We start from the raw sequence: 24,676 nt of genomic DNA, 5'->3' as shown, positions 1-24,676 counted from the left end.
CTGTTAAATCTGGAAGTTACAGAGGCCACCCCAACGGGTGGCCTTCTCTGTTTTTGCGCCTATGTTTCACACATGACCCAAGCGCACCTCCCCAACCCCTCCGACGTCATTTCTTTCTGGATCAAGGCCGGTCCCGAAAAGTGGTTCGCGAAAGACGATTCTTTCGATCGCGAATTCAAGTCCAGTTTTCTGGACGCGCACTATGCCGCTGCGCGCCGCGAACTGGATTTCTGGATGGACACCGCTGACGGTGCACTGGCCCTTTTGATTCTGCTGGACCAGCTCCCGCGCAACTGTTTCCGCAATACCGGCCATATGTTCGCGACCGATCCTCTGGCCCTGCATTTCACCCGTCAGGCCATCAGCCGAAACTATCAGCACGACGTTGACAGTGAACTGTTACCCTTTGTCCTGATGCCGCTAATGCATTCGGAAATTCTTCAAGATCAAAATGACCTTATCGATCTCCTCGACGAGAATACGCACAAAAACACTTATGATTATGCAGTGATCCATCGCGATGTGATTGCTCGCTTTGGTCGCTTTCCTCATCGAAACGCAGCCTTGGGTAGAGATACGACTGCTGACGAATCCGCTTTCCTGAAAGAGGGCGGTTTTTCAGGTTAGAAAATATGGTTCGTTAAGCCCCAGTTCATCCAAAGCTCTGCTATAAAACGCCCAACAATTACAGCAGAGCTTCCTCATGCAATTCTCACGTTATAGCGCTGTCGCTGCGGTCGCGCTTGCTATGGCCCTACCCGTTCCCGCCGAAGCCCAGATGCTTTTCGGTCGTGGACGTCAGGGCTCTCAGACTGCGATTAACGAAGTGCCCCGGTGCACCCAGAATCTGGGCACCATCACCATCGCGGACACTCAAAACCAGTTGTTCAGCCAAATGGATCTGGGCGCGCCCAGTGAAGTTCTGCGCCATTTGATTCGTGAATCCGGTTGTTTCCGCCTGATTGAGCGCGGTCCCGGCATGGATGTTATCGAACGCGAGCGCGGTCTGGGTGCTGCGGGTCGTATTCGTACTGCCGACTTTGTTCTGATTGCAGAGCTGGGCAACTCCATTGATGCCGATGGCGAAGACCGCAGCCGCGGCCTCATGGGTGCACTGGCATCCACGGGCGGACGTATGCTGCTACAAGCGGGCGTCAGCGCCCTGACGCAGGGCGAAGGCGGCATCCCCGGTTTCGGCGGCGGCGGCATGAACGATGCCCAGATGGGCCAGATGCTGAGCCGTGGAGCCTCCATGCTTCAAGGCCAACAGGCAGCGCCGGCCCTCAACCGCCGAACCGTAGATTCGCTGAACGACCTCAAGAAGGACATCGGCAAGGGCAAGGAAGACGCCCAGATCATCATGTCCATCGCCAGTGTGCCTATGGCCGAGACTGTCGGCTCGACCCGTTCCATCGCCAATGAAAATGAACTGCGCCGCCTGCGTATCCGCGACAACCATTTCGGTGGCCGTGTGGGCGCTGGCTACGAAAACAAAGACGAAGGCAAGGTTATCGCCCTGGCAATGGTGCGCGCCTATGCCGATCTGGTGACCTCGCTGGGCGGAACTGGCCCCGATACGCCAGAGGTTGTCATCGCCAATCGTGAAGCTGTGGCTGCGGCCGAAACCGAACGCCGCAATGAAGAAAACCGCGCACAACGCGCCGAACAGGCCGACCGTAGTCGTGCCGAGCAACGCCGCCGCGACGAAGAAGATCGCATGCGCGATGAAATCCGTCGCGAAGAGCGCGCCCGCTACGAAGCAGACCGCGCCGAAAACGAGCGCATCGCAAACCGCCGCGATAATGACCGCAGCGACACTGTTGAAACGGCCTCGCGTTCGTCCTCGACCGTAAAGCAAATCACGGTCAGCCGTAGCTCGGTACTGCGTGACAGCCCCAGCGGCGAGCCTCTGCAAGCCGTTCGTGCCGGTGACAAGCTTTTGGCCACCGGCCGTACTCAGGGCCAGTGGCTGGAAGTCGAACTGACCGATGGCAGCCTTGGCTGGGTACAAGAAGACCGTGTCGGCGGCTAACGCTGAATCTACAGACAAAAACAAACGCTGCCGGACACGTTTCGGCAGCGTTTTGATTTCTCAATCAAGTCATCTATTGGGTTAAGTCGTGGCAAAATATAGCCACCCAATGTTTTAAGGCCAATCTCTAAGCCTACAGGAATATGTCGTGAAACTATCGCCGAGAAACGTGGCTGTTGCCGCTACAATCCTGAGCCTGTCCATGCCCGGACTGGCCGAAGCGCAAAACCGTCGTTCGGGTGCACAACGTACCCAAGACCAACAGATGGCGAATATTCCACGCTGCACGACCAATCTCGGCAGCGTCACGATTGCAGACGGCCAGTCCGACTACTGGCGCGAGCTTCAACTGTCGCCGCCGCAATCCCTGTTGCGCGTTGTGATTCAGCGTTCCGGTTGCTTCACCCTCGTTGACCGTGGCACCGGCATGAACATCGCCGAGCGCGAGCGCGAGCGCGCCCGTGGCGGCGATCTGCAACGCGGTTCGAACGTTGGCGGCGGTCAGGTTCGCGCGGCGGACTATGTTCTGATCGGCGAAATCGCCAGCCAGAACGACAACACCGGCGGCAGTGCCCTTGCCGGTCTGGCAGGGGCCGCTCTGGGGGGCCGCGCCGGTGCCCTGATCGGCGGCCTGCGCACCCGCAATATGGAAGCCAACACGGTTCTATCTCTGACGGATGTCCGCACCTCGGAAACGCGTGCCGTTACCGAAGGTTATGCCTCGCGTAGCAACATGTCGTGGGGCGTCGGTGCCGCAGGATTCGGTGCCGGTGCGCTGGGCGGCGGTTCTTATGAAAACACCGAGATCGGCCGCATCGTCGCTGCATCGTTCATTCAGGCCTATACGGATCTGGTAACCCAGCTGGGCGGCCTGAGCGGCAATGCTGCAGCCGAAGCACCGATCCAGACCTATACGGTCCAGCAAGCTTCGACCCTGCGTTCCAGCCCGAATGGCGGCTCCGTTGTTCGCGCCCTGCCGACAGGTCTGCGCCTGTATCCGACCGGCAACCGTGATGGTGCATGGTGGGAAGTTATGGACGACAACGACAATATCGGTTGGGTCCAAAACGAGCGCCTCGCGCCCGGAACCTGATAGGAAACAAACGCTTGTTTCAGCGCCCGTCGGATACCTCCGGCGGGCGTACTATTTTGTGAACAACCGGTCCACAGTTTGCGACACCACCCGTCCTGACAAGCACAGTGATTCGAGTGCATCCTGTGGCTCATGAACGCCCATGCTGCCCTCGCCGATCTGGAAAACCGCATTCACGCGGCCCCTGCTGACCATCCCGAATGGCAGTACCTGAACCTGTTGCGCGATATTCTGGAAAACGGTTCCGAACGCGGCGATCGCACCGGCACCGGCACGCTGGGCGTATTTGGCCGCCAGATGCGCTTTGACCTGTCCAAGGGCTTTCCGCTTCTGACCACCAAGAAGCTGCATACCCGCTCGATCATCGTCGAGCTTTTGTGGTTCCTGCGTGGCGAAACCAACATCGCATGGCTTCAGGAAAACAAGGTCAGCATCTGGAATGAATGGGCCGATGCCGATGGCGAGCTTGGTCCGGTTTACGGCAAGCAATGGCGTTCGTGGGCGGCCCCTGATGGCCGCGTGATCGACCAGATCGAAAAGCTGGTTGATGGCCTGAAGAACAACCCGAACAGCCGCCGCCACATCGTTTCGGCATGGAACCCCGCCGATGTCGATGACATGGCGCTGCCGCCCTGCCACTGCCTGTTCCAGTTCTTTGTCGCCGACGGAAAGCTGAGCTGCCAACTGTATCAACGCTCGGCCGATGTCTTCCTCGGTGTGCCGTTCAACATCGCTTCCTATGCCTTGCTGACCATGATGGTGGCACAGGTTGTGGGACTGGAACCGGGCGAATTCGTCCATTCGTTTGGTGATGCCCACCTGTATCTGAACCATCTGGATCAGGCCCGCGAGCAACTGACCCGCACGCCGCTGGCCTTCCCCCAAATGCAGATCGCGCCGCATACCGACCTGTTCGCCTTTGCCCCCGAGGATTTCACCCTCACCGGCTATGAGGCATGGCCCCACATCAAGGCCGCCGTTTCGGTCTGATCCACTCCCAAAGCCCCCAAATGAATCTCAAAGATCTTCAAGCCGATGTGCTGCGCATTTCGGACATCTATGCGGCCGAGCATAATATCGACCGTGACCGCGACTGGGCGCTCCTGAAGCTTCAGGAAGAGCTTGGCGAACTGACCAAGGAACACCTGAACCTCAGCGGCCGTGCGCGTGGCGAAGCCAATCCGCAGGCACAGGCCGACGAGGCCGCCGATGTGCTGGGCATGTTGCTGATCTATTGCGAGCGTGCCGGTATCGACATTGAATCGGCCATGGAACGCAAATGGCTTCAATGGCTTAAGCCGAAAACCTAAATTTACATACAACATCGGTTTTTAAAGCCACACTCCTTCTCGAGAGCCTGAGTCTTTCAGGCCCGAAAATGAGAGGGAGGACTTCCATGATTAAGAAGTTTGCGGCCGAACTGATCGGCACGGCTGTTCTTGTATTCTTTGGGTGCGGTGCCGCCGTACTGGCCGGTTTTGACGTTGTCGGCCAGTTGGGCATCGCTCTGGCCTTCGGTTTTGCCATTATCGCCATGGCCTATGGAATCGGTCCGGTTTCGGGCTGTCATGTTAATCCCGCGGTCAGCCTCGGTGCCTTTATCGCCGGTCGTATGAGCGCCAAGGACATGGTCGTCTATTGGGTCGCCCAGTTCATCGGTGCCGTTATCGGGGCCATGATCCTTGGTGCGATTGCCAAGACCGGCTTTGCTCATCTGGGCCAGAACGGCTTTGATGCCGGATCGCCCGGCGGTTATGGCCTACACGCCGCTCTGATCTTCGAGATCGTCGCCACCGCCATCTTCGTGATCGCCATTCTGGGCGTGACGGGTGCCAAGGGTCATGGCGCATTTGCCGGTGTTTCCATCGGTATCACGTTGGCTGTCATCCACATTGTCGGCATTCAGGTGACCGGCGTGTCGGTCAATCCGGCCCGCAGCTTCGGCCCTGCCATTCTGGCCGGTGGCCAAGCACTGTCACAGCTTTGGGTGTTCATCGTAGCCCCGCTGGTCGGCGCTGTGCTGGGTGGTCTCCTGTTCCGCTTGAAACTGCTGGAACCGGAAGCCTAACCTAGGGACAAAGGGGGCGGCACCGCTGCCCCCGATTCCCTTTCGGAGACTGCCCTTGCCCCTCGCCCAGATCGCCCTTGTCGTCGCCCGTGGCTCTAATGGTGTGATCGGACGCGACGGTAATCTTCCGTGGCGCATTCGCTCGGACCTGCAACGCTTCAAGGCCGTCACCATCGGCAAGCCCTGCATCATGGGCCGCAAGACATGGGAAAGCCTGCCGCTTCGCCCCCTGCCCGGTCGCCTGAATCTGGTGCTGACCAAGGACGAATCCTATCACGAGAGCGAAAAGGCCAAGGGCTGTGTGGTTGTCACCAGCCTCGATGAAGCCCTGTCCATGGCCCGTGAACAGGCCGCCGACGACGACGTGAACGAAATCTGCGTCATTGGTGGTGCCGCCATTTTCGAAGCCGCCCTGCCGCGCGCCAAGCGCCTCTACATCACCGAGGTTGACGCTGCCCCCGACGGCGATGTTCTGTTCCCCGCCTTTAACGAAGCGGACTGGACGGAAACCCTGAACGAAGCGCATCCTGCGGGCGAGAAAGACGACCACGCCTTTACGTTCCGCACTCTGGAACGCCGCTAACAGGAACCAGTCCAATGCTTGTTGCGACTACAAATGATCTGGCCGGATACCGCATCGTCAAACATCTGGGCATGGCGCGCGGCGTGACTGTCCGGTCCCGCAATGCCGTTTCCGACTTTGTCGGTGGCATCCACGCCATGATCGGCGGGCGTATCACCGCCTATGTAAAGCTGGCCGAGATGGGCCGTGCAGAGGCCTATAGCGAACTGATCAATCACGCCCAGAGCCTCGGAGCCAATGCGGTAATCGCTGTGCGCTATGACGCCACCGAGATCATGCCCGGCACCACCGAGGTCCTGTGTTACGGCACCGCCGTGGTGGTCGAACCCGTATAAAAAAGACCGGAGCGATCTGCTCCGGCCTTTTCTCTTAGGTCAGCTGCATCATGTGCGAGCGGTCGAAATCGACCATATCGTCTGACCGGCCTTCCTTGACCTTCTTGACCCAGTTCGGGTCCGACAGAAGCGCACGACCGACGCCAACCAGATCAAACTCTTCGCGCTCAAGACGGCGCAGCAACTCGTTCAGATCTGCACGATCGGCACCCGCGCCCTTGGACAGGCTGGCCAAAAACTCGCCGTTCAGGCCCACCGAACCCACAGTGATGGTCGGCTTGCCCGTCAGCTTCTTGGCCCAACCGGCAAAGTTCAGGTCCGAGCCTTCAAATTCCGGCTCCCAGAAGCGGCGCTGCGAACAGTGGAACACATCCACGCCCGCCTCAGCCATCGGCAGCAGCCAGTCGGACATTTCATCCGGCGTAGTCGCCATCTGGACGCTGTAATCCTGCTGCTTCCACTGTGACAGGCGGATGATCAGCGGGATATCCTCACCGATACCGCGACGGACCGCCTTGATGATCTCGATGCCCAGCTTGCTGCGCTCGGCCAGGGTTTGTCCGCCCCACTGGTCTTCACGGCGGTTCAAACCATCCCAGAAGAACTGGTCGATCAGATAGCCGTGCGCGGCATGGATTTCGACAGCATCAAAGCCGACTTCGCGGGCATGTCGGGCCGAGGCCTCGAAACCAGCAATCGTGTCGGCAATGTCCTCGTCGGTCATCGGCTCGTATTTGGCCTTGTCCGGCATCACCAGACCCGACGGCGCATCCACCTTGCCCAGCGGCTGCCAGTCCGGTGATGCCCCGCGCGCCGATCCCACATGCCAGATTTGCGGCGCGATCAGGCCACCGGCAGCGTGAACCTCGTCCACCACCTTCTTCCACGCCGGCATGGCATCGCCGTAGAAATAGGGGATGTTGGCGTCATTACGGGCTGCGGGGCGTTCAATCGTCGTGCCTTCGGTGACGATCAAGCCCACCTCGCCCTCGGCGCGACGGCGGTAATAGGCCGCGACGTCATCGGTCGGAATACCGCCCGGCGAGAACATCCGCGTCATCGGGGCCATAACCACCCTGTTCGGCAGGGTCAGGTTCTTGATTTTGAAAGGCTGGAAAAGAAGATCAAGGCTCACGCAGCATTCTCCGGAGTTTGGTTATTCCGAAGATGGTTCACCTTGACGCGGGTTTAAAGGGTCCGTTGCGATTTTAAACTTTGTCAGCCTAAATTTCGCGCGCGGCCAGCATCGCATCAGCCATATTATAGGCCAGTCGCGCCACAGCCTCGTCCTTGGAATAGTTCTTACGGCCCATCAAACGGTCCAGTTCAGCCACCGCCATCTTGGAATAGATGGTGGTCGCGTGATCCAGTGCCGACATGGCGAAATCATCACGCAAATTGCGCTCAGGTATCTCGCCCCTGACTTTCGGTGCCGCGCCGCTGTCTTTCAGCGACTCTCGCAAAGCAAAACCCCGTACGGGCGCAAACTCGCTCATCGGTTTTCTCCAACGCTACTCTACACCCCGATGAGATGGGGGCACGAAGCTATGGTGACAACCAAAAGTGGCAAGGTTCGGCCCAACTGTAACGGTAAAGCTCAATAAAAGTTACAGTGCGCGCCGCGCGGCCCTATAGGGACAGCGCCTCGATCATAGCCGCAGCCACGGCATCGAAACGCTCGGCAGCCTCTCCGAACGGCACCGCCACAGTGACCGGAACACCGGCATCGCCACCCTCACGCACCGATGCCGACAGCGGAAGATCGCCCAGATAGGCCACGCCCAAACGAGCTGCCTCGGCTTCTGCACCACCTCTGCCAAAGACATCACCGCTCATATTTTCGATCAGGCCCAGCGTCGGAACGCCCACCTTCTCGAACAGCGTATGGGCGCGTCGGGCATCGGCCAGCGCCACTTCTTGCGGCGTCGAGACTATCACAGCGCCATCCAGCGGCGTTTTCTGGATCAGGGTCAGTTGCACGTCACCCGTACCCGGCGGCAGGTCCACCACCAGCACATCCAGCGGCTTTTCCGCCGTTCCCCAACGGGTCTGGGTCAGCATCTGGGTAATGGCCTGCGAGGCCATCGGCCCGCGCCACACCATGGCGTCATTGCCAGCGGTCAACAGGCCGACCGACATAGCTTTCAGACCATGCGCCTCGTGCGGCACCATCTGGCCGTCTTCATAGGCAGGCTTGCCGGAAATCCCCAGCATGGTCGGCATGGACGGACCATAGACATCGGCATCCAGAATACCGACCGACAGGCCGCGCTTAGCCAGAGCGACCGCCAGATTAACCGAAACCGTGGACTTGCCCACGCCGCCCTTGCCGCTGGCCACCGCCAGTACGCGCTTCACATGGGCCGGACGGTCGGTCGGGACAGGTGCCTTGGGCCGGTTCTGGTCCACGGCTTGCGGCGACAGGCTGGCCGTGCGGCGCTGGGGTTTGACCACAGTCTCTGCCGTCAGGATCACCGAGACACGCTCCATGCCCTCGATAGCCTTAAGCGCCGCCTCGGCCTGATCACGCACCGGCGCATAAAGGGCGGTGTCCGCTGACGGCACCTCGACCACAAAGCCCGCGCGGCCATTCTCCACGACCAGTCCTTGAACCAGTCCAGCCTGAACCAGTCCCTTGCCGGATTTCGGGTCGATAACAGTGTCCAGAACAGCGGTGACAGTGGCGCGGTCGATCAAGGTGATAACTCCAATCCTGCCGACGGGTCTTGCCGCATCGGTCCGCGCCTTCTATCGCCTGCGGACAAGAACCGCGAGCCTCACCCTTGTCTAATTCGAATCCACAGCCCTCCATTACCCTGATCGGTGGCCCGACGGCCTCCGGCAAATCGCGGCTGGCGCTGGATTTGGCGATGGAAACGGGCGCGGTCATTATCAATGCCGACAGCCAGCAGCTTTATGCCGATATGGATGTCCTTAGCGCCCGCCCTCCCGCTGAAGACGAAGCCAAGGCCCCTCACCGCCTCTATGGCGTGGCCGATGCGGGCGAAGCCTGGTCGGTCGGCAAATGGTCCCGCGCGGCGCTGGATGAAATCTGCCGCGCCCATGCCGACGGCAAGAACGCCATTCTGGTGGGCGGCACCGGCCTGTATTTCAACGCCCTGACCAAGGGTCTGGCAGATATCCCGCCCGTGCCGCCCTTCATCCGCGACATGGTCGAGGAAGAATACGATATCGGCGGCGAAGAGGATTTTCGCGCAACCCTGCGCGAGATCGATCCCGAATCCGAAGCCCGCATTTTCCCGTCAGATCGTCAGCGTCTGGTGCGCGCCCTGTCGGTGTTTCGTACGTCCGGCAAATCCCTGACCGAGTTTAAAGCCGAAACCCGCCCCCTGCTGCGCCCCCAAAGCTGGAGCGGCATCATCGTGGAGCCGGAACGCGACGTGCTTTATGCCAATTGCGACCGCCGCGTGGACATCATGCTGGAAACCGGCGCGATCGAGGAAACCCGCGCCCTGATGGCAAGGGGTCTGGATATGGGTCTGCCCGCCATGAAGGCCGTGGGCTTGCGCGAGATCGCCGCATGGCTGGACGGCCAGATCCCCCGAGAACAAGCCGTTTCGGCCATGAAACAGGCCACCCGCAACTATGCCAAACGACAGCTGACATGGTTCCGCAACCAACAGGCGGACTGGCCAAGGCACAGTTAAGATTTACTTGCTATTCGTACCGTGGAATATCAATGTTCCACAATGGAGCATTTCAATGATTGCACTTATGATTTCCACCCTTCTGGTCCTCTCTCCGGAACAGTCGCCGCAATCTCAGGATGCTCTTGCGCCAATCTCTGCCTCAGACCGCTCCGGTGAACAGATGGCCACTTCCAAAAATCCGGATGAGGGCAATAATGTCGTTTGCCGTAACGAGCGCATTATGGGCTCGAACCGCTCTGAACGCGTCTGCATGACCCCGCGCCAACGCGAAACCCTTCGCGCCAATGCACGCGATGCACGCGAAAGGCGTGACGAGAGCCGTGGAGATGGCCGCCGCAGCGAAAATGCGGCACCTGTTTCTCGTTATTAATTCGCGCTGAACCTTGGCACAAACAACAAGCTGCACTATCTTAAGGGTGTTCGGGCTTGCTCGGACTATGGCGATAAACGCGCTTGTAATAAGCGGACCGGACCCGGGTGCGATTCCCGGCGGCTCCACCAATCTCTTCCTCTTCGCGTTATCGGCGAGGCGAGTACGGGGCCGACTAGCATCGACGGACGTGTAAAGAGGTTGCTTTCGCCCGACGTGGCTCATCGTATCGGGCTATTTAAACTAAATGCGAACGATAACTTCGCTGGTGAAGTCCGCCTCGCTGCGTAATGCAGTTCGGTGATTTCCGATCTAAGTCCTAGGGGTTCAGATCCCTAGGCGGGGCCCGGAGGGTGCCTGCCAACAGAAACCCTCCACTTCTCCCGATACAATTCATAAAAAACGTGTTGCCGCTGGCCACAGTTTCTTTCATCACATTCGCAGACCGCTACACACACCGGTCGCGCGAGTTTTGAGGCCAACGATGACCGACCAACAACCCCCGATTGACGAAATGCAGTACGAGCAACTGGCTCAGGATGCATTGCGCGGCGTCATCAAGTCTGCGCTGGAACGCGCGGCCTCTCCCGAGGGCATCCCGGGGGCCCACCACTTCTACATTACCTTCAAAACGCGCGCCGCTGGCGTGTCGCTTCCTGCTGATGTGATCGCTAAATACCCCGACGAAATGACCATCGTCCTCCAGCACCAGTACTGGGATATGGCGGTCAATGACGACCTGTTCACGGTCACGCTGAAATTCGGCGGTCTGCCCAAGGTTCTGACGGTGCCCTATACAGCCATCGTGCGCTTCTATGACCCCAGCGTGCAGTTCATGCTTCAGTTCGACGAGCCGGAAACCGTCGAGGCCGAAATCGCCCCGCTGCTGACGCCTGTGCGCGATCCCGAAGCGGCACCGCCTCCTCCGACCGGCGACGATGACGACAGCGGCCCGAAGGTCGTGTCTCTGGACCAGTTCCGCAAGAAATAACGGCAACTATAAAGCCCGCTTTTCGTTATGAACCAGACGCCGCACCTTGCGTCTGTACGGAGCGTTTTCATGTTTAAAAACAATCGTGCCGCCTTCACCATCGCGCTGGCCGCCGTCACAGGCAGTCTGGCACTATCCGCATGCGGGTCGCCGGAAAACAATCCGCCCGCGCAAGCGCCTGCCGATCCTGTTGCTGCGGAACCCGCACCGGCGGCTACGGCAACTTTGAGTGGTGAATGGGCTTCACTGGAGCCGCTGGTCAGCCAATATCCTAGCCAGAGCGGCCTGTTTGAGGCCTCGGTCATTGCCGCGCCGCTCAAAACCCTGCTGGGCGACAAGTTTGAAACCTTCAAAACCAATATGAAGGTTGAAAGCCCGCTGACCCGTGAAGGCAATGTCCTTTATACCAGCGGCAACAAGCCCCACGATGGCGGTATCAATGCGGCCTATCTGCTGATCGACCCCGCCACCAAGGCGATGGAAGTCGGTCTGTGGGAAGGCGGCAAGCTGACCACCTATCCGGCTGGCGGCACCTCCATCGCAAAGCCCAAAGACATCCAGACGCTGATAAGCAACGCAGCGTCCTAAGCCACATCCCCAAATGGCCGATCCTGAACAGGGTCGGCCATTTTAGTTTCTAGCCCGACCTATATCGCCCGTCTTGAAATTTGGATGTCGCCGATCTAGAACAAACCATAAACATGAGGGAGGACGTTATGATTTCAGGTGGCTGCCACTGCGGCGCAATCCGTTACGAAATGGATACGGATGTCCAGCACCATGCCCTGTGCCACTGCACCGACTGCCGCAAGGCGACGGGTGCCCCCGCGGCATCATGGGCACTGGTGCGTAACGACCAGATCAAGATAACCGGCACACCCAAATCCTATGCCTCGTCAGAGGGCGCACAGCGTATGTTCTGTGGCGATTGCGGGACCAGCCTGTTCTACGTCAACGAGACCATCTTCCCGAACATGATCGATGTTCAGTCCGCCACGCTGGACAATCCGGCGGCCATCCCGTTGCAGGCCCAGATCCAGACAGCAGAGCGCATCGACTGGATGAAAAACCTCGATGCCCTGCCCTCGTTCAACCGCTATCCAGGCATGGAATAGGTTTGGGGACTAACGCCGATAGCAACGGATGATGATCCGCTCGCGCTCGCCTTCATTGCGTTCCACCAGAAGGCGGGCGACCTGACTGTCGTCATGGAACAGATAGCCCTTGATGGAATCCAGTAGCGCCTTGGCCAGATTGTCGAGGTCCATCCATGGCGGATCGCCGACATGCTCCATCACAATCTCGACGACATGGTCGCCCCATTGCGGACGCGACTGCCATTCCTTGCGCATGAACTCATAGACCAGCGGCTTGTAATATTTGGCCTGCGTGGTCAGTCCGTCGATGACGATTTCAACCACTTCACCGACTTCGCGCGCACGCACTTTACCGGTGCCAACCCAACCCTGAACCACGCGAACTTGCCTTTCCTGCCGTCAGTTCCCTTGCCCTGACCGTCGCAAGTGCTACACCCCCAACCAACTTCCCGCCACGTCTGAGAGTTCGTTATGAGCAACGTCCGCACTGAAACCGATACCTTTGGCCCGATCGAAGTGGCCGCCGACCGCTATTGGGGTGCCCAAGCCCAGCGTTCGCTTGGCAACTTCAAGATTGGCTGGGAAAAGCAGCCTCTGCCTGTTGTCCGCGCTCTGGGTATCGTCAAGCGCGCCGCTGCCGAGACCAACCGCGATCTGGGCAAGCTGGATGCCGGTCTGGCCGACGCCATCATCAAGGCTGCCAACGAAGTCATCGAAGGCAAGCTGAACGACCACTTCCCGCTGGTCGTATGGCAAACCGGTTCGGGCACCCAGTCGAACATGAACGCCAACGAGGTCATCTCGAACCGCGCGATTGAAATTCTGGGCGGTGAAATGGGCTCCAAGAAGCCGGTTCACCCGAACGATCACGTGAACATGAGCCAGTCGTCGAACGACACCTATCCGACGGCCATGCACGTTGCCTGCGCCGAACAGGTGGTCAACGACCTGATCCCGGCCCTGAAGCACCTGCACGCAGCGCTGGACGCCAAGGCCAAGGCCTGGGCGCACATCATCAAGATCGGCCGCACCCACACGCAGGACGCCACCCCGCTGACGCTGGGCCAAGAGTTCGGCGGTTACGCGCACCAAGTGGCCATGGGCATCGAGCGCATCGAGCAGACCCTGCCGCGCCTGATGGAACTGGCCCAAGGCGGCACCGCTGTCGGCACCGGCCTGAACGCCCCGATCGGTTTCGCCGAGAAGGTTGCCGAGAACATCGCCAAGATCACCGGCCTGAGCTTCACCACCGCCCCGAACAAGTTCGAGGCACTGGCCGCCCACGACGCCATGGTCTTCTCGCACGGCGCGATCAACACGGTTGCCGCGTCGCTGTTCAAGATCGCCAACGACATCCGCTTCCTCGGTTCGGGGCCGCGCGCAGGTCTGGGCGAGCTGTCGCTGCCGGAAAACGAGCCGGGTTCGTCGATCATGCCTGGCAAGGTCAACCCGACCCAGTGTGAAGCCCTGACGCAGGTTTGCGCTCAGGTGTTCGGTAACAACGCCGCCCTGTCGTTCGCTGGCTCGCAAGGCCATTTCGAGCTGAACGTCTATAATCCGGTCATGGCCTACAACTTCCTGCAATCGGTCCGTCTGGTTGCCGATGCGGCCATCAGCTTCACCGACAACTGCGTCGTCGGCATCGAGCCGCGCGAAGACAACATCAAGCACGGCCTCGAAAACTCGCTGATGCTGGTCACCGCCCTGAACGCCAAGCTGGGCTATGACACCTGCGCCAAGATCGCCAAGACCGCACACAAGAACGGCACCACCCTGCGTGAAGAAGCTGTTGGTGGCGGCTATCTGACGAACGAAGAGTTCGACCAGTATGTCCGTCCGGAAAACATGATCTCGCCGTCGTAAGACGCCGTCATCATTCCAGACTGAAAAGCCTCGCCGGAGATATCCGGCGGGGCTTTTTCATGGCTCGCGCATATTGCCGATCAGCGATAGGTTAGAGCCGACAGTGTAATTACCGAGGCCGCCCCCATGTCGCTGATCCTTCACCATGCCCCGCAATCCCGTTCCACCCGCATGCTGTGGTTGCTGGAAGAACTGGGGGCCGACTACACGATTCACTATGTCGATATCCGCCGCCAGAACGGTCAGGGCGGTATGGATCCGACCAATCCCCATCCCTTGAAACTGGCCCCCTCTATCGAACTCGACGGACAAGTCCTGATCGAGTCGGTGCTGATCTTCCTGTTCCTGACAGACAAGTACCGTGTGGCGGCTATGGCCCCGACACCGACGCACCCCAGACGGGCCGAGTACGTCTCGTGGTTGGGTCTTTATAACGGCGTGCTGGAAACGGTTCTGACGTCAGGCCCGCGTGAGGGTTGGTCGCAGGTTCAAAAAGACGCCTATGCCGAGCTGGACCGCCGCTGGCGCGAGGCGATCAAGGATGGCGGATTCATCCTTGGCAATTTCTCGGCCCTCGACATCCTGTTCGGCAGCCTGCTGCAATGGTTCCGCGCCGCCATGCCGGCTGGCGAGCCGTATGACAGCTATGTCCGTCGCATCTCGGAACGCCCAGCCCTACAACGCGCCCTGCAAAAGGACAGCCCGCCCGCCTGACCCCGTCAGGCCTTGGCGCGGATCGTGCGACCGACCGGTGCCAGCGATAGTTTGGCCAGCTCCAGATTTTTCAGTGCAAAGGGAATACCGATGATGCTGATGAACTGGGGCACGGCCACAAGAATATGACCAATGGCGATGTACCATCCGGCCAGTATCAGCCAGATGATGTTCAGACCCACACCAAAGCACCCCACCCCGATCACCGAGGCATCGGGCTCGCGCCACACCACCTCACGGCCAAACGGCCAGAATGAGTAGGATGCGATGCGCCACGCCGAAAAGGCCCACGGCGCGCCCACCACGGTCAACAACAGCAAAAGCCCGCCAATCAGCCAGGTCAGTCCAGTCAGAAAGCCCCCCGTGAAAAACCACAGCAGGTTCAGGATCAGGCGGATCAATGGCAAGTCGTCATTCCTTCATCGTGGATGATCTATAGAGTTAGGTAGCATCGCCCGCGCATGCGAGTCCGCACCTAGTCTGATGGAACGGATAGCGGTCATCAACACTTGGCCTTACATAGACCCTGACTTTCGTTAACCGGCTGGAATCCATGCACCCGATCTTACGCCCGTTTGCCATTGCTTCGCTTGCGCTCAGCGTCGCCGCCTGTGGCACACTGGATCGTCCTAACGGCCCGCTGCGTCTGTATGATCCCGATGGTGCGGTCTCGGCGGCTATGGCGCGCACCAGCGTTGAATCGCGCGTCACCGACTTCAATGCAGATTTCAGTCACTTGCTGGCCCGTGACGGTACGACCCGCCTGCTGGCCCTGTCAGGCGGCGGAGCAAACGGTGCCTATGGCGCGGGCCTGATCTATGGCTGGAGCGAAGCCGGTACCCGTCCGCAGTTCGATATTGTCACCGGCATTTCTACGGGCGCACTTGCCGCCCCATTCGCATTTCTTGGCCCTGAATGGGACGAGGAACTGCGCGGGGCCTATACTGGCAAGCAGACTGAAAGCCTGATCGGTTTGCGCAGTTTTGCGGCCATGTTCAATCCCAGCCTGTTCTCGTCCAAGCAGTTGGAAAACCTGGTCGATTCCTACGCCACTTTCGAGTTGATGCGGGCGATTGCGCGCGAACACGCAAGCGGGCGCCGTCTTCTGGTCGCCACCACCAATCTGGACACCCAACAGAGCGTGATCTGGGACATGGGCGTGATTGCCACCCGTGGTGACGAAGACGCCCGTCTGCTGTTCAAAAAGATTCTGGTGGCCTCGGCCTCCATCCCCGGTGTGTTCCCGCCCGTTCTTCTGCCCGGCATGACACAGGATGGTCAGGCCATTGCCGAGATGCACGTCGATGGCGGCGTCAACCTGCCCTATCTGGCCATTCCCGAAGAACTGATGCTGTGGACCTCGCCGCGCGTGCAGGAAGGTCGGGGGGCCTTCTACATCATCGTCAACGGCCAGACAGGCCGCAATACCGGCACCACCCCCGGTCGCCTGACCGGCATTCTGGGCCGCACCTATGACAGTATGAGCAAGGCCTCGCTGCGGACCCATCTGGCGGTCACATCTGGCTTTGCCCGCCGTAATGGTCTGGAAATGTCCTTCACCGCCATTCCCGACAACATCCACGCCTCGGCCCTGTCATTCGATCAGGTTTCGATGACGGCCCTGTTCGAGGTGGGCCGCCAGCGCGGGCGCGACGGTTCGGCTTGGCGACGCATGGACCAGATTGATCCCGCCGCAGGGCTGATTTCAGCCGATATCATCGACGAAGCCAATATTCCCGAACCCTTGGCCCCCAAGCCCGCGACCCCGCCGTCGCAAACACCGGTCAACAACGAGGCGGCGATCAATACACCCTCCAGCCCGACCGAAACGCCTTATAGTCCCAAGCCCTGACACATGGCCGAAATCATCAATCTGAACCGCGCCCGCAAACAGGCGGCCAAACAGACAGACCGGAAACAGGCCGAGGCCAACCGCCTGACCTTTGGCCGCACCAAGCTGGAGCGCCAACAAAACCAGAAGAACGAAGCCGCCCGCGTGTCCCGCCTAGAGGGACATAAGCGCGACAGCACAGAAAAGGATGACGGCGAGGTTTAGGCCGCCGACTTCCTCGGCGCACGGCTCATAAACATCTGACCAGCCAACACCAGCACAAGCCCCGCAAAGGCCGGAAGCCCGAAACGTGCGCCCTCGAATACGATCGACACCAGCATGGCGATGGGCGGGGTCAGGGCCGAAATATAGCTGGCCAGCGCATAGCCGTAATTCCGGGCCAGCGTGAAATACAGCCCAAACGTCAGCACCGACCCGATCACGGCAAGATAAAGCAGCGATCCGACATAGGCGACGCTCCAGTCCACATGCCAGCTAATGCCTGTGACCAACGCATACAGTGTCAAAAATGCCGTGCCATATCCCATGGCCCACGCCGTCGCCGGAAGCACTTGCGCCCCTGCCTGTTGACCGCGCCATGCGAACCAGTTGCCCATGGCCGATGCCAGTACCGCCACAAAGGCAAACACCACACCTGTGACCGCGTGATCCCCCAGACCCGCACCCGTGATTTCGCCTGCCGATAGCACCGCCACACCGACGACGCCCAGAATGGCTCCGATCCATGCCCCCGCCGAGGCTTTCTGGCGCGATAACAGCCGGAACAGGATCAGGTTCACAAAGGCCAGAGCGGCAAACATGATGGCCACAACCGCCGAGGCGATCTTCTCTTCGGCCGCATAGACAAAATAATAGGACACGGCGAACGCAAACAGCCCCTGTCCCGCCGCCGCCAGATGCTGGGCGCGGGTCAGTGACAGCTTGTTCTTCATCAGCTTGGCCACAGCCGCCAGACCCAGAGCCGCCAAACCAAAGCGCAGGATCACCGAGATCGCCGCATGGGTTTCACCCAGCTGGAAAGTAATGGCGTACCAGGTCGTTCCCCACACCAGCGCACAGACAGCAACGCTGCCATAGGCCTTCATATCCACACTCGAAGGCTGTTCCACCCCGACGCTCCCCGCTTTAAGTCCCTATACAGGGTGTCCTTACGGCGCTTTCGTGTAAGAAACTGCATTAATTTTCGGCACCATGAGACAAGCTGTGCGTTAGCGGCTTGCCACCTCTTTTTCATCACACACGAGGCCTCAAAAATGCGCCTGCACATACCCCTTGCTTTGGGAACCATGGCCGCCACAGTTGTTCTGGCATCTTGCACCACCATGCCCATGCCGGAGAACAACATGCGTACTGTTGATGTTACTGCGTCCTATCGCGAACGGATCATGCTCACGCCCGGTCACAAGCTGACGGTGACACTGGCCGATGTCAGCCTTGCCGATGCGCCGGCACGCGAACTGGACCGCGAAGACATCATGCTGGACGGCCGCGCCCCTCCCTATCAGGTTCAACTGAAGGTTCCGGCCAGCCAGATCGATCAGCGTCACGAATATGCTGTCCGTGCTGAAATCCGTGACCCTGCGGGCAATTTGCGCTTCACTACCGATACCCGCCACAGCGTGCTGACCCGTGGCGCACCCGATAGCGCCAACATCATGATGGTCGGGGTTCGCTAGTCTTTTGAGTAGTCTGGTCAAACGCTCGGTGCTGTTGTCGGGTCATGCCACCTCTGTCGCACTCGAGCCAGAATTCTGGGTCGTGCTGGACAGTATTGGTGACATGCTGAAGCTGACCCGCGCCGAGCTTTTGATCCGTATTGATGCATGGCGTGGTCGCCGCCCGCTGGCTTCGGCCTGTCGGGTTCTGGCCCTTCAATGGGCCGGTGGCGACCATAGCTTTGTCGAGTTTGAACCCTCGGCCTGATCCTTTAGGTGCAGAATTCGGAAACGGGCCTGACTTTGCCCCATGTTCCGCTTATGTTTCAGTTCGAATCCGCCAACTGAACCTGCCGCCCGAGTGATCTGTTTCGTGACCGAACAAGCCTCCCCCCGCATTTCCGACCTTGCCCGCGCCGATAATGGTCGCGTTCAGACACCGGACTATCTGTCCGGTCTGAACCCCGAACAGCGCGAAGCAGTCGAAACCACCGAGGGTCCGGTTCTGGTTCTGGCCGGTGCGGGAACAGGAAAGACGCGCGTTCTAACCACGCGCCTTGCCCATATCCTTGCAACAGGCCGCGCCCGTCCGTGGGAAATGCTGGTCGTCACCTTTACCAACAAGGCCGCGCGCGAAATGCGCGAGCGGATCAGCCACCTGATCGGACCCGATGCCGAGGGCCTGCGCTGGCTGGGGACGTTCCACTCGGTTGCCGCGCAGATTTTGCGCCGCCATGCCGAACTGGTCGGGCTGCAATCGTCCTTCACTATCCTTGATACGGACGATCAGGAGCGGTTGCTGAAGCAGCTTCTCGAAGCCGCCAATATCGACACCAAAAAGCACACGCCCAAGTCACTGGCCGGTGCCATCGACCAGTGGAAGAACCGTGGCTGGACGCCCGAGAAACTGCCGCCCGGTGAAGACTTTGCCGAGGGCAAGGGCCAGAAACTGTATGCCGCCTACCAGAACCGCCTGCGCACGCTGAACGCCTGCGATTTCGGTGATCTGCTGCTGCATAACCTGACCATCCTCAGCCAGAATGCCGACATTGCGGAGGAATACCGCCGCCGCTTCAAATATATTCTGGTGGACGAGTATCAGGACACCAACGTCGCCCAATATCTTTGGCTGCGCCTTCTGACCTCTTCATCCGGCAATGTCTGCTGTGTGGGTGACGACGACCAGTCCATCTATGGCTGGCGCGGAGCCGAGGTGGACAACATCCTTCGCTTCGAGCGCGACTTCCCGGGGGCCAAGGTCATCCGTCTGGAGCAAAACTATCGCTCTACGGCGCATATTCTGGGCGCTGCCGGTGCGCTGATCGCCGCCAACAAGGAACGCCTCGGCAAACAGCTTTGGACCGAGGACGACAGCGGCGACAAGGTGCGCGTGCGCGGCTTCTGGGACGGTGATGCCGAGGCCCGCATGATCGCAGAGGAGATCGAGGACGCCCGTCGTCGCGGTATCGCCTATAAGGACATTGCCGTTCTGGTGCGCGCCTCCTTCCAGATGCGCGCCTTTGAAGAGCGGTTCGTCATGCTGGCCATCCCCTATAAGGTGATCGGCGGTCCGCGCTTCTTTGAACGCGCCGAAATCCGCGACGCCCACGCCTATATCCGCCTGATACAATCCGAGGCCGACGATCTGGCGTTTGAACGCATCGTCAATGTGCCCAAGCGCGGCGTTGGCGATACTTCGGTGTCGAAAATCCTGCACATGGGGCGCGAGAACGGCGTCTCGGCCATGCAGATTGTGCGTCACCTGATGACGAGTGACGAGTTACCGGGCCGTACCCGTACGCCGCTGACCAATTTCGTACGCGACCTCGACCGCTGGCGCGACCTGTTAAAGACCGGCACCCCGCACTGGCAGGTGATGGAAACCGTTCTGGACGAGAGCGGCTATACGGACATGCAAAAAGCCGACAAGACCAGCGGCCAGACGCGCCTCGATAACCTCAAGGAACTGGTGCAATCCATGCAGCAGTTCGACACGCTGCAATCCTATCTGGAACACGTCTCGCTGGTCATGGACCTTGAGCGCAATGCCGAAGAGGAAAGCAGCAGCGGATCGGTCCAGATCATGACCCTCCACGGGGCCAAGGGGCTGGAATTTCCGCTGGTCTTCCTGCCCGGTTGGGAAGAAGGCGTCTTCCCCAGCCAGCGCAGCATCGACGAAAAGGGCATCAAGGGCCTCGAGGAAGAGCGTCGCCTTGCCTATGTCGGCGTCACCCGCGCCAAGCGCGATGCCCGCATCAGTTTTGCCGCCAACCGCATGGTCTATGGCCGCTGGCAAACCCAGATGCCCAGCCGTTTTGTCGATGAACTGCCCATCGAACACGTCGAGCCGCAATCGGACACCGGCTATTACAGTCCCACGCCCGCCCAGCGCCCGCAGAGCAGATGGGACGACAAGCCGTTTGCGGGCTCCAGCCACGACACCCCCGGCTGGAAACGCGCACAGGCCAGCAGCAACAAGGCCATCTATGGCGACACCGGCTTCGGGGCCAATCTGCACGGCGGCAATGCCAGCGCGCGTAACACCTACGCCCCCGCCCGCAAGGCCATCGTCGAAGGCAAGGCTCGCGTCATCGCCCCTGCGCCCAAGCCCTCGGGCGACTGGTCACGCGGCGATCGCGTCTTCCACCAGAAGTTCGGCTATGGCCTCGTCACCGCCATCGAAGGCAACAAGCTGGTCGTCGATTTCGAAAAGGCCGGCGAGAAAAAGGTCATCGACAGCTTCGTCGAAAAATCCTGAGCCGCACCTTTTGTTTAACCCTGTTCGATAAGCCTAGTCCTCGTGACCTATGCTGCCATCGCACAGACTGACGCTACAACGCGCCCTGTCGCTGTTCCCCTGTGGGAGCAGTGGTGTGCGGGCTATGTGCTGATGATGCTGACGGGGGCGCTGATCGGGCCGATACTGGCCCCCGATCAGGGCGAGAACCCGATCCTGCGTTTGTTCTGGTTGCCCAGCTATGCGGTTACGGCGGGGCTGTGCCTGTTGCGATGGCGCGATCTGGTGCGGGTGTGGCCAGCCATGGTTCTGGTCGTCCTGATGGCGCTTCTGACCTTTGCCTCGCGCTATTGGTCGATTGATCCGGCCACCACCCAGCGCCGTTTCATCGCCTTGGCGGTCAATAGCGGCTTTGCTCTTTATCTGGGGGCCAGATATCGCGGCGTCGCCCTTCCTCGTCTTTTGGCCATGGTCTGTCTGTGGATGGGGGCGCTGTCGGTCGTCTTTGTCTTTGCCCTGCCCCAGATCGGCGTCCACCACGGTGTCAATGACGGCCTGTGGCGCGGTGTCTGGTATGAAAAGAACCAGATGGGTCTGGTCATGGTAGCCGGTGGCATCAGTGCCGCCGCGTGGCTGGTGGCCGAACCGACTAAACGCAAATGGGCCATGGCGGCATTGGTACTTTGCACGCTGCTGGTGCTGGCCACAGCCTCCAAGACCTCTCTGGTGTGTCTGGTACTGGGTGTAGGCGTCGTGTTTGGCATTGCCGTTATCCGCAAGGGCGGACCTGTTCTGGTGATCCTCAGCCTGTGGCTTGGCGTCATATTGGCCGCGCTGGGCTGGTGGATCTGGACACAAGAATCCGCCTTCCTGCTGGGTTTGATCGGCAAAGACCCCACCCTGACCGGCCGTACCGAAATCTGGGAAGCCGTACTGGAGGCCTCGAACCAGCGTCCTTTGCTGGGTTACGGCTATAATGCCTTCTGGGGTGCGGATTCCGTTCCGGCCAACTGGATACGCTTCAACACAGCATGGGAAGTGCCATCGGCCCACCATGGCTGGCTGGATGTTCTGTTGGAGTTGGGCTGGGTGGGTGCCATCGGCTGCGCCATGATCCTGAGCGTCGCCGTCGTTTCGCACCTGTGCCGCATCAATGGCTATGGTCGCACCGAAGGCTGGTGGTCCTTAGCCTATCTGGCCGTCTTCATCCTGCTCAGCCTGTCCGAGAGCGTGGTGATGACCGCCCAGAATTTACCGTGGGTATTATGTGTTGCAGCCCTCGCAAGAGCGTGTGATCGCGCTATAGTCGTTCATGCACCGTTCTCGTCGGCTGTCCCCAAGGGGATAACCCGCCCACGCTTGCACACATCGCCCGCAGGGCATACCTGACCAAGTTCCGAATCGCCGCAGACTGACCTGATGGACGACCTTTTTTCAGCCTTGAACGACACCGCCCCCGAACCCGCAAAGCCGCAAAAGCCGGCTGAACCGGTAAAGACAGCCGCCCCTGTCGCAGCCAAGGCCGTTGCCGCGCCTGCGGCACCTGTTGTTGCGCCTGCATCGGCACACGCTGCGGGCACCGCAGCCGCTACCGGCTATTCGGCGGAGTCCATCGAGGTTCTGGAAGGGCTGGAGCCTGTTCGCAAACGCCCCGGCATGTATATCGGCGGCACGGACGAACGCGCTCTTCACCACCTGTTTGCCGAAGTCCTCGACAACGCGATGGACGAAGCCGTCGCCAAACATGCCAAGCTGATCACTGTCGATCTGGATGCCGAGGGCTTCCTGTCGGTGCGCGATGACGGTCGCGGTATTCCGGTCGATCCCCACCCCAAACACCCCGGCAAGTCAGCGCTAGAAGTCGTCATGACCGTGCTGCACTCGGGCGGCAAGTTCTCGGGCAAGGCCTATGAAACCTCGGGCGGTCTGCACGGCGTGGGTGTGTCGGTCGTCAACGCCCTGTCCACCAATCTGGATGTCACGGTCTGGCGCGACGGCTTTGAATGGCGTCAGTCCTTCAGCCGCGGCCTTGTCCAAGGCCCGATCCAGCAGGTCGGCCCGTCGCGTAAAAAAGGCACCCTGATCCGCTTCAAGCCGGATGAGGAAATCTTTGGTGCCGGTGCGACCTTCAAGCCCGCGCGCCTGTTCCGCATGACCCGCGCCAAGGCCTATCTGTTCCGTGGCGTCGAGATCAAATGGACCTGTGCGCCGGAACGCATCACCGACGAAACGCCCGCACAGGCCACGCTCCACTTCCCCGGTGGTCTGGCCGATGCACTGGCCGAGCGCGTGGGCGAACTGGAAACCGTCACCCCTGTCTTTGCCGGTCGTGTCGAGCGCAAGGGCGAAGCGGGCGCGCTGGAATGGGCGGTCACATGGTCGCCAATCGGCTTTGGCGATGCCGACAGCTTTATCGCCTCCTATTGTAATACGGTTTCGACGCCCGACGGCGGCACCCACGAGGCTGGCTTCCGCGCGGCGCTGGTCAAGGGCCTGAAAGCCTATGGCGAGCTGACCAACGAGAAGCGCGCCACCCAGATCACCGCCGAAGACGTGATCGCCAATGCGGGTGCGCTGATTTCGATCTTTATCCGCAATCCCGAATTCCAAGGCCAGACCAAGGACCGCCTGTCCTCGCCCGAAGGTTCACGTCTGGCCGAGCAATTGCTGCGCGACCCGTTCGACCACTGGCTGACCGAAAGTCCTAAACAGGCCAATGCCCTGCTGGGCTTCGTCATCGACCGCGCCGAAGACCGCCTGCGCCGCCGCAAGGACAAAGAAGTCCAGCGCGCCGCCGCCACGCGCAAGCTGCGCCTGCCGGGTAAACTGGCAGACTGCTCGCGTCAGGCCGCCGAAGGCACCGAACTGTTTATCGTCGAAGGCGACTCGGCTGGTGGCTCCGCCAAACAGGCGCGTGACCGCACCACACAGGCCATCCTGCCTCTGCGCGGAAAAATCCTGAACGTGGCCTCGGCCACTGCCGACAAGCTGCGCGCCAATATCGAACTGACCGACCTGATGCTGGCGCTTGGCGTACAGGCGGGGACCCGTTTCAGCGTCGATGACCTGCGCTATGAGCGCGTTGTCATCATGACCGACGCCGACGTGGATGGTGCGCACATTGCGGCGCTGCTGATCACCTTCTTCTATCGCTCCATGCCGGACTTGATCCGTCAGGGTCGTTTGTTCATGGCCCTGCCGCCGCTTTACCGCATCTCGGCGGGCCCGCTGTCCGAATATGCCCGCGACGATGCCCACCGTGACGAGCTTCTGGCCACTGTATTCAAGGGCAAGAAGTTCGAGATCGGCCGCTTTAAAGGTCTGGGTGAAATGATGGCGTCTCAGTTGAAAGAGACGACCATGGATCCGAAAAAACGCACCCTCGCCCGCGTTTCACTGCCTGAAAGCGAAGAGGAAATCGAAGATCTGGTCGAACGCCTGATGGGTCGCAAGGCCGAGGCCCGATACCAGTTCATTCAGGAAAACGCCAAGTTCGCCCAAGACGTGCTTGACGTATAAAATCCATAGAGCCGCCCTTTAGTCACAACTTGGGGCGGCTCTTTTATTTGCAGCGCACAATTCTTGGCAAATTCATTGTTCTAGATCGATGAAACG

Annotated in this window: 28 protein-coding genes and 1 other RNA gene; 23 read left to right on the top strand and 6 right to left on the bottom strand. The window is 60.1% G+C overall.

The window, feature by feature from the left end; all coding sequences use genetic code 11:
* Positions 1-72 precede the first annotated feature (72 nt).
* From FHS64_RS07450 to FHS64_RS07415, 8 genes are all read left to right on the top strand, one after another.
* Positions 73-627 carry a DUF924 family protein gene (locus FHS64_RS07450; RefSeq protein ID WP_167177299.1) on the top strand — a complete coding sequence of 185 codons (555 nt, stop codon included), beginning with the start codon at positions 73-75 and terminating at the stop codon, positions 625-627.
* Positions 628-703: 76 nt separating this feature from the next.
* Positions 704-2,032, top strand: coding sequence for an SH3 domain-containing protein (locus tag FHS64_RS07445; protein ID WP_167177297.1), 1,329 nt, complete (start codon positions 704-706; stop codon positions 2,030-2,032).
* 148 nt (positions 2,033-2,180) lie between these two features.
* Positions 2,181-3,125, top strand: a complete 945-nt coding sequence (locus tag FHS64_RS07440; RefSeq protein WP_341771107.1) for a CsgG/HfaB family protein — start codon at positions 2,181-2,183, stop codon at positions 3,123-3,125.
* Positions 3,126-3,257: 132 nt separating this feature from the next.
* Positions 3,258-4,115, top strand: coding sequence for a thymidylate synthase (locus FHS64_RS07435; RefSeq protein WP_167177295.1), 858 nt, complete (start codon positions 3,258-3,260; stop codon positions 4,113-4,115).
* A gap of 20 nt (positions 4,116-4,135) precedes the next feature.
* Positions 4,136-4,435 carry a nucleoside triphosphate pyrophosphohydrolase family protein gene (locus FHS64_RS07430; RefSeq protein WP_167177293.1) on the top strand — a complete coding sequence of 100 codons (300 nt, stop codon included), beginning with the start codon at positions 4,136-4,138 and terminating at the stop codon, positions 4,433-4,435.
* Positions 4,436-4,521: 86 nt separating this feature from the next.
* Entirely contained in the window at positions 4,522-5,193 is a 672-nt protein-coding gene (locus tag FHS64_RS07425) for an aquaporin (protein ID WP_208380685.1), read from the top strand.
* A gap of 55 nt (positions 5,194-5,248) precedes the next feature.
* Positions 5,249-5,776: a dihydrofolate reductase gene (locus FHS64_RS07420; RefSeq protein ID WP_167177291.1), complete on the top strand. Its 528-nt coding sequence runs from the start codon at positions 5,249-5,251 to the stop codon at positions 5,774-5,776.
* Between the two features lie 14 nt (positions 5,777-5,790).
* The gene (locus FHS64_RS07415; protein WP_167177289.1) at positions 5,791-6,111 is read left to right on the top strand and encodes a YbjQ family protein; all 321 of its coding nucleotides are present in this window, start codon (positions 5,791-5,793) and stop codon (positions 6,109-6,111) included.
* A gap of 34 nt (positions 6,112-6,145) precedes the next feature.
* On the opposite strand, the gene FHS64_RS07410 is transcribed toward FHS64_RS07415, so the two are convergent.
* The 3 genes from FHS64_RS07410 to FHS64_RS07400 form a co-directional block, all read right to left on the bottom strand.
* The gene (locus FHS64_RS07410; protein WP_167177287.1) at positions 6,146-7,246 is read right to left on the bottom strand and encodes an oxidoreductase; all 1,101 of its coding nucleotides are present in this window, start codon (positions 7,244-7,246) and stop codon (positions 6,146-6,148) included.
* 88 nt (positions 7,247-7,334) lie between these two features.
* On the bottom strand, positions 7,335-7,607 hold the full coding sequence (locus tag FHS64_RS07405; RefSeq protein WP_167177286.1) for a hypothetical protein: 273 nt from the start codon (positions 7,605-7,607) through the stop codon (positions 7,335-7,337).
* 133 nt (positions 7,608-7,740) lie between these two features.
* The gene (locus FHS64_RS07400; protein ID WP_167177284.1) at positions 7,741-8,808 is read right to left on the bottom strand and encodes an Mrp/NBP35 family ATP-binding protein; all 1,068 of its coding nucleotides are present in this window, start codon (positions 8,806-8,808) and stop codon (positions 7,741-7,743) included.
* 86 nt (positions 8,809-8,894) lie between these two features.
* Here FHS64_RS07400 and miaA point away from each other — a divergent pair, with 86 nt between their 5' ends.
* The 6 genes from miaA (at position 8,895) to FHS64_RS07370 (ending at position 12,258) form a co-directional block, all read left to right on the top strand.
* The gene (gene miaA / locus FHS64_RS07395) at positions 8,895-9,779 is read left to right on the top strand and encodes a tRNA (adenosine(37)-N6)-dimethylallyltransferase MiaA (protein WP_167177282.1); all 885 of its coding nucleotides are present in this window, start codon (positions 8,895-8,897) and stop codon (positions 9,777-9,779) included.
* A gap of 55 nt (positions 9,780-9,834) precedes the next feature.
* Complete coding sequence (locus tag FHS64_RS07390) at positions 9,835-10,152, top strand: hypothetical protein (RefSeq protein WP_167177280.1); 318 nt, start codon at positions 9,835-9,837, stop codon at positions 10,150-10,152.
* 9 nt (positions 10,153-10,161) lie between these two features.
* Positions 10,162-10,531, top strand: a transfer-messenger RNA (tmRNA) gene (gene ssrA / locus FHS64_RS07385).
* A 105-nt stretch (positions 10,532-10,636) separates the two neighbouring features.
* Entirely contained in the window at positions 10,637-11,143 is a 507-nt protein-coding gene (locus FHS64_RS07380; protein WP_167177278.1) for an SspB family protein, read from the top strand.
* A gap of 69 nt (positions 11,144-11,212) precedes the next feature.
* Positions 11,213-11,731 carry a hypothetical protein gene (locus FHS64_RS07375; protein WP_167177276.1) on the top strand — a complete coding sequence of 173 codons (519 nt, stop codon included), beginning with the start codon at positions 11,213-11,215 and terminating at the stop codon, positions 11,729-11,731.
* Between the two features lie 128 nt (positions 11,732-11,859).
* Positions 11,860-12,258 (top strand): GFA family protein, encoded by a 399-nt coding sequence (locus FHS64_RS07370; protein ID WP_167177274.1) that lies wholly within the window; start codon positions 11,860-11,862, stop codon positions 12,256-12,258.
* Positions 12,259-12,267: 9 nt separating this feature from the next.
* Here FHS64_RS07370 and FHS64_RS07365 read toward each other — a convergent pair whose 3' ends face one another.
* Complete coding sequence (locus tag FHS64_RS07365; protein WP_167177272.1) at positions 12,268-12,618, bottom strand: RusA family crossover junction endodeoxyribonuclease; 351 nt, start codon at positions 12,616-12,618, stop codon at positions 12,268-12,270.
* A gap of 93 nt (positions 12,619-12,711) precedes the next feature.
* Between FHS64_RS07365 and fumC the strand changes: the two genes are divergently transcribed.
* Together fumC and FHS64_RS07355 are read left to right on the top strand one after the other, a co-directional pair.
* Complete coding sequence (fumC, locus tag FHS64_RS07360) at positions 12,712-14,103, top strand: class II fumarate hydratase (protein WP_167177270.1); 1,392 nt, start codon at positions 12,712-12,714, stop codon at positions 14,101-14,103.
* A 126-nt stretch (positions 14,104-14,229) separates the two neighbouring features.
* A complete protein-coding gene (locus tag FHS64_RS07355) occupies positions 14,230-14,817 on the top strand; it encodes a glutathione S-transferase family protein (protein WP_167177268.1) in 588 nt (195 codons plus the stop codon).
* 5 nt (positions 14,818-14,822) lie between these two features.
* On the opposite strand, the gene FHS64_RS07350 is transcribed toward FHS64_RS07355, so the two are convergent.
* The gene (locus FHS64_RS07350) at positions 14,823-15,218 is read right to left on the bottom strand and encodes a YccF domain-containing protein (protein ID WP_167177757.1); all 396 of its coding nucleotides are present in this window, start codon (positions 15,216-15,218) and stop codon (positions 14,823-14,825) included.
* A 152-nt stretch (positions 15,219-15,370) separates the two neighbouring features.
* Between FHS64_RS07350 and FHS64_RS07345 the strand changes: the two genes are divergently transcribed.
* Positions 15,371-16,669, top strand: a complete 1,299-nt coding sequence (locus FHS64_RS07345; RefSeq protein ID WP_167177266.1) for a patatin-like phospholipase family protein — start codon at positions 15,371-15,373, stop codon at positions 16,667-16,669.
* A gap of 3 nt (positions 16,670-16,672) precedes the next feature.
* Positions 16,673-16,873, top strand: a complete 201-nt coding sequence (locus FHS64_RS07340; protein WP_167177265.1) for a DUF4169 family protein — start codon at positions 16,673-16,675, stop codon at positions 16,871-16,873.
* Here FHS64_RS07340 and FHS64_RS07335 read toward each other — a convergent pair.
* Positions 16,870-17,778: a DMT family transporter gene (locus FHS64_RS07335; RefSeq protein ID WP_341771106.1), complete on the bottom strand. Its 909-nt coding sequence runs from the start codon at positions 17,776-17,778 to the stop codon at positions 16,870-16,872. The two genes, FHS64_RS07340 and FHS64_RS07335, sit on opposite strands and share 4 nt — an antisense overlap.
* A 234-nt stretch (positions 17,779-18,012) precedes the next feature.
* Here FHS64_RS07335 and FHS64_RS07330 point away from each other — a divergent pair, with 234 nt between their 5' ends.
* Genes FHS64_RS07330 through FHS64_RS07310 form a run of 5 tightly spaced genes read left to right on the top strand, consistent with a single transcriptional unit; the run spans position 18,013 to position 24,580 of the window.
* A complete protein-coding gene (locus tag FHS64_RS07330; protein ID WP_243862851.1) occupies positions 18,013-18,345 on the top strand; it encodes a YbaY family lipoprotein in 333 nt (110 codons plus the stop codon).
* Positions 18,346-18,349: 4 nt separating this feature from the next.
* Positions 18,350-18,592 carry a ribbon-helix-helix domain-containing protein gene (locus tag FHS64_RS07325; RefSeq protein WP_167177261.1) on the top strand — a complete coding sequence of 81 codons (243 nt, stop codon included), beginning with the start codon at positions 18,350-18,352 and terminating at the stop codon, positions 18,590-18,592.
* 42 nt (positions 18,593-18,634) lie between these two features.
* Positions 18,635-21,082, top strand: coding sequence for an ATP-dependent helicase (locus tag FHS64_RS07320; RefSeq protein WP_167177259.1), 2,448 nt, complete (start codon positions 18,635-18,637; stop codon positions 21,080-21,082).
* Between the two features lie 42 nt (positions 21,083-21,124).
* Positions 21,125-22,450: an O-antigen ligase family protein gene (locus FHS64_RS07315; RefSeq protein WP_341771103.1), complete on the top strand. Its 1,326-nt coding sequence runs from the start codon at positions 21,125-21,127 to the stop codon at positions 22,448-22,450.
* 30 nt (positions 22,451-22,480) lie between these two features.
* Positions 22,481-24,580, top strand: a complete 2,100-nt coding sequence (locus FHS64_RS07310; protein ID WP_208380683.1) for a DNA topoisomerase IV subunit B — start codon at positions 22,481-22,483, stop codon at positions 24,578-24,580.
* The last annotated feature ends 96 nt before the right edge of the window (positions 24,581-24,676 follow it).

It is taken from the genome of Brevundimonas terrae (assembly GCF_011761985.1).
Classification (GTDB): Bacteria; Pseudomonadota; Alphaproteobacteria; order Caulobacterales; family Caulobacteraceae; genus Brevundimonas; species Brevundimonas terrae.
The sequence above is the reverse complement of the archived record's forward strand: the minus strand, read 5'-3'. Positions and strand labels throughout refer to the sequence as shown.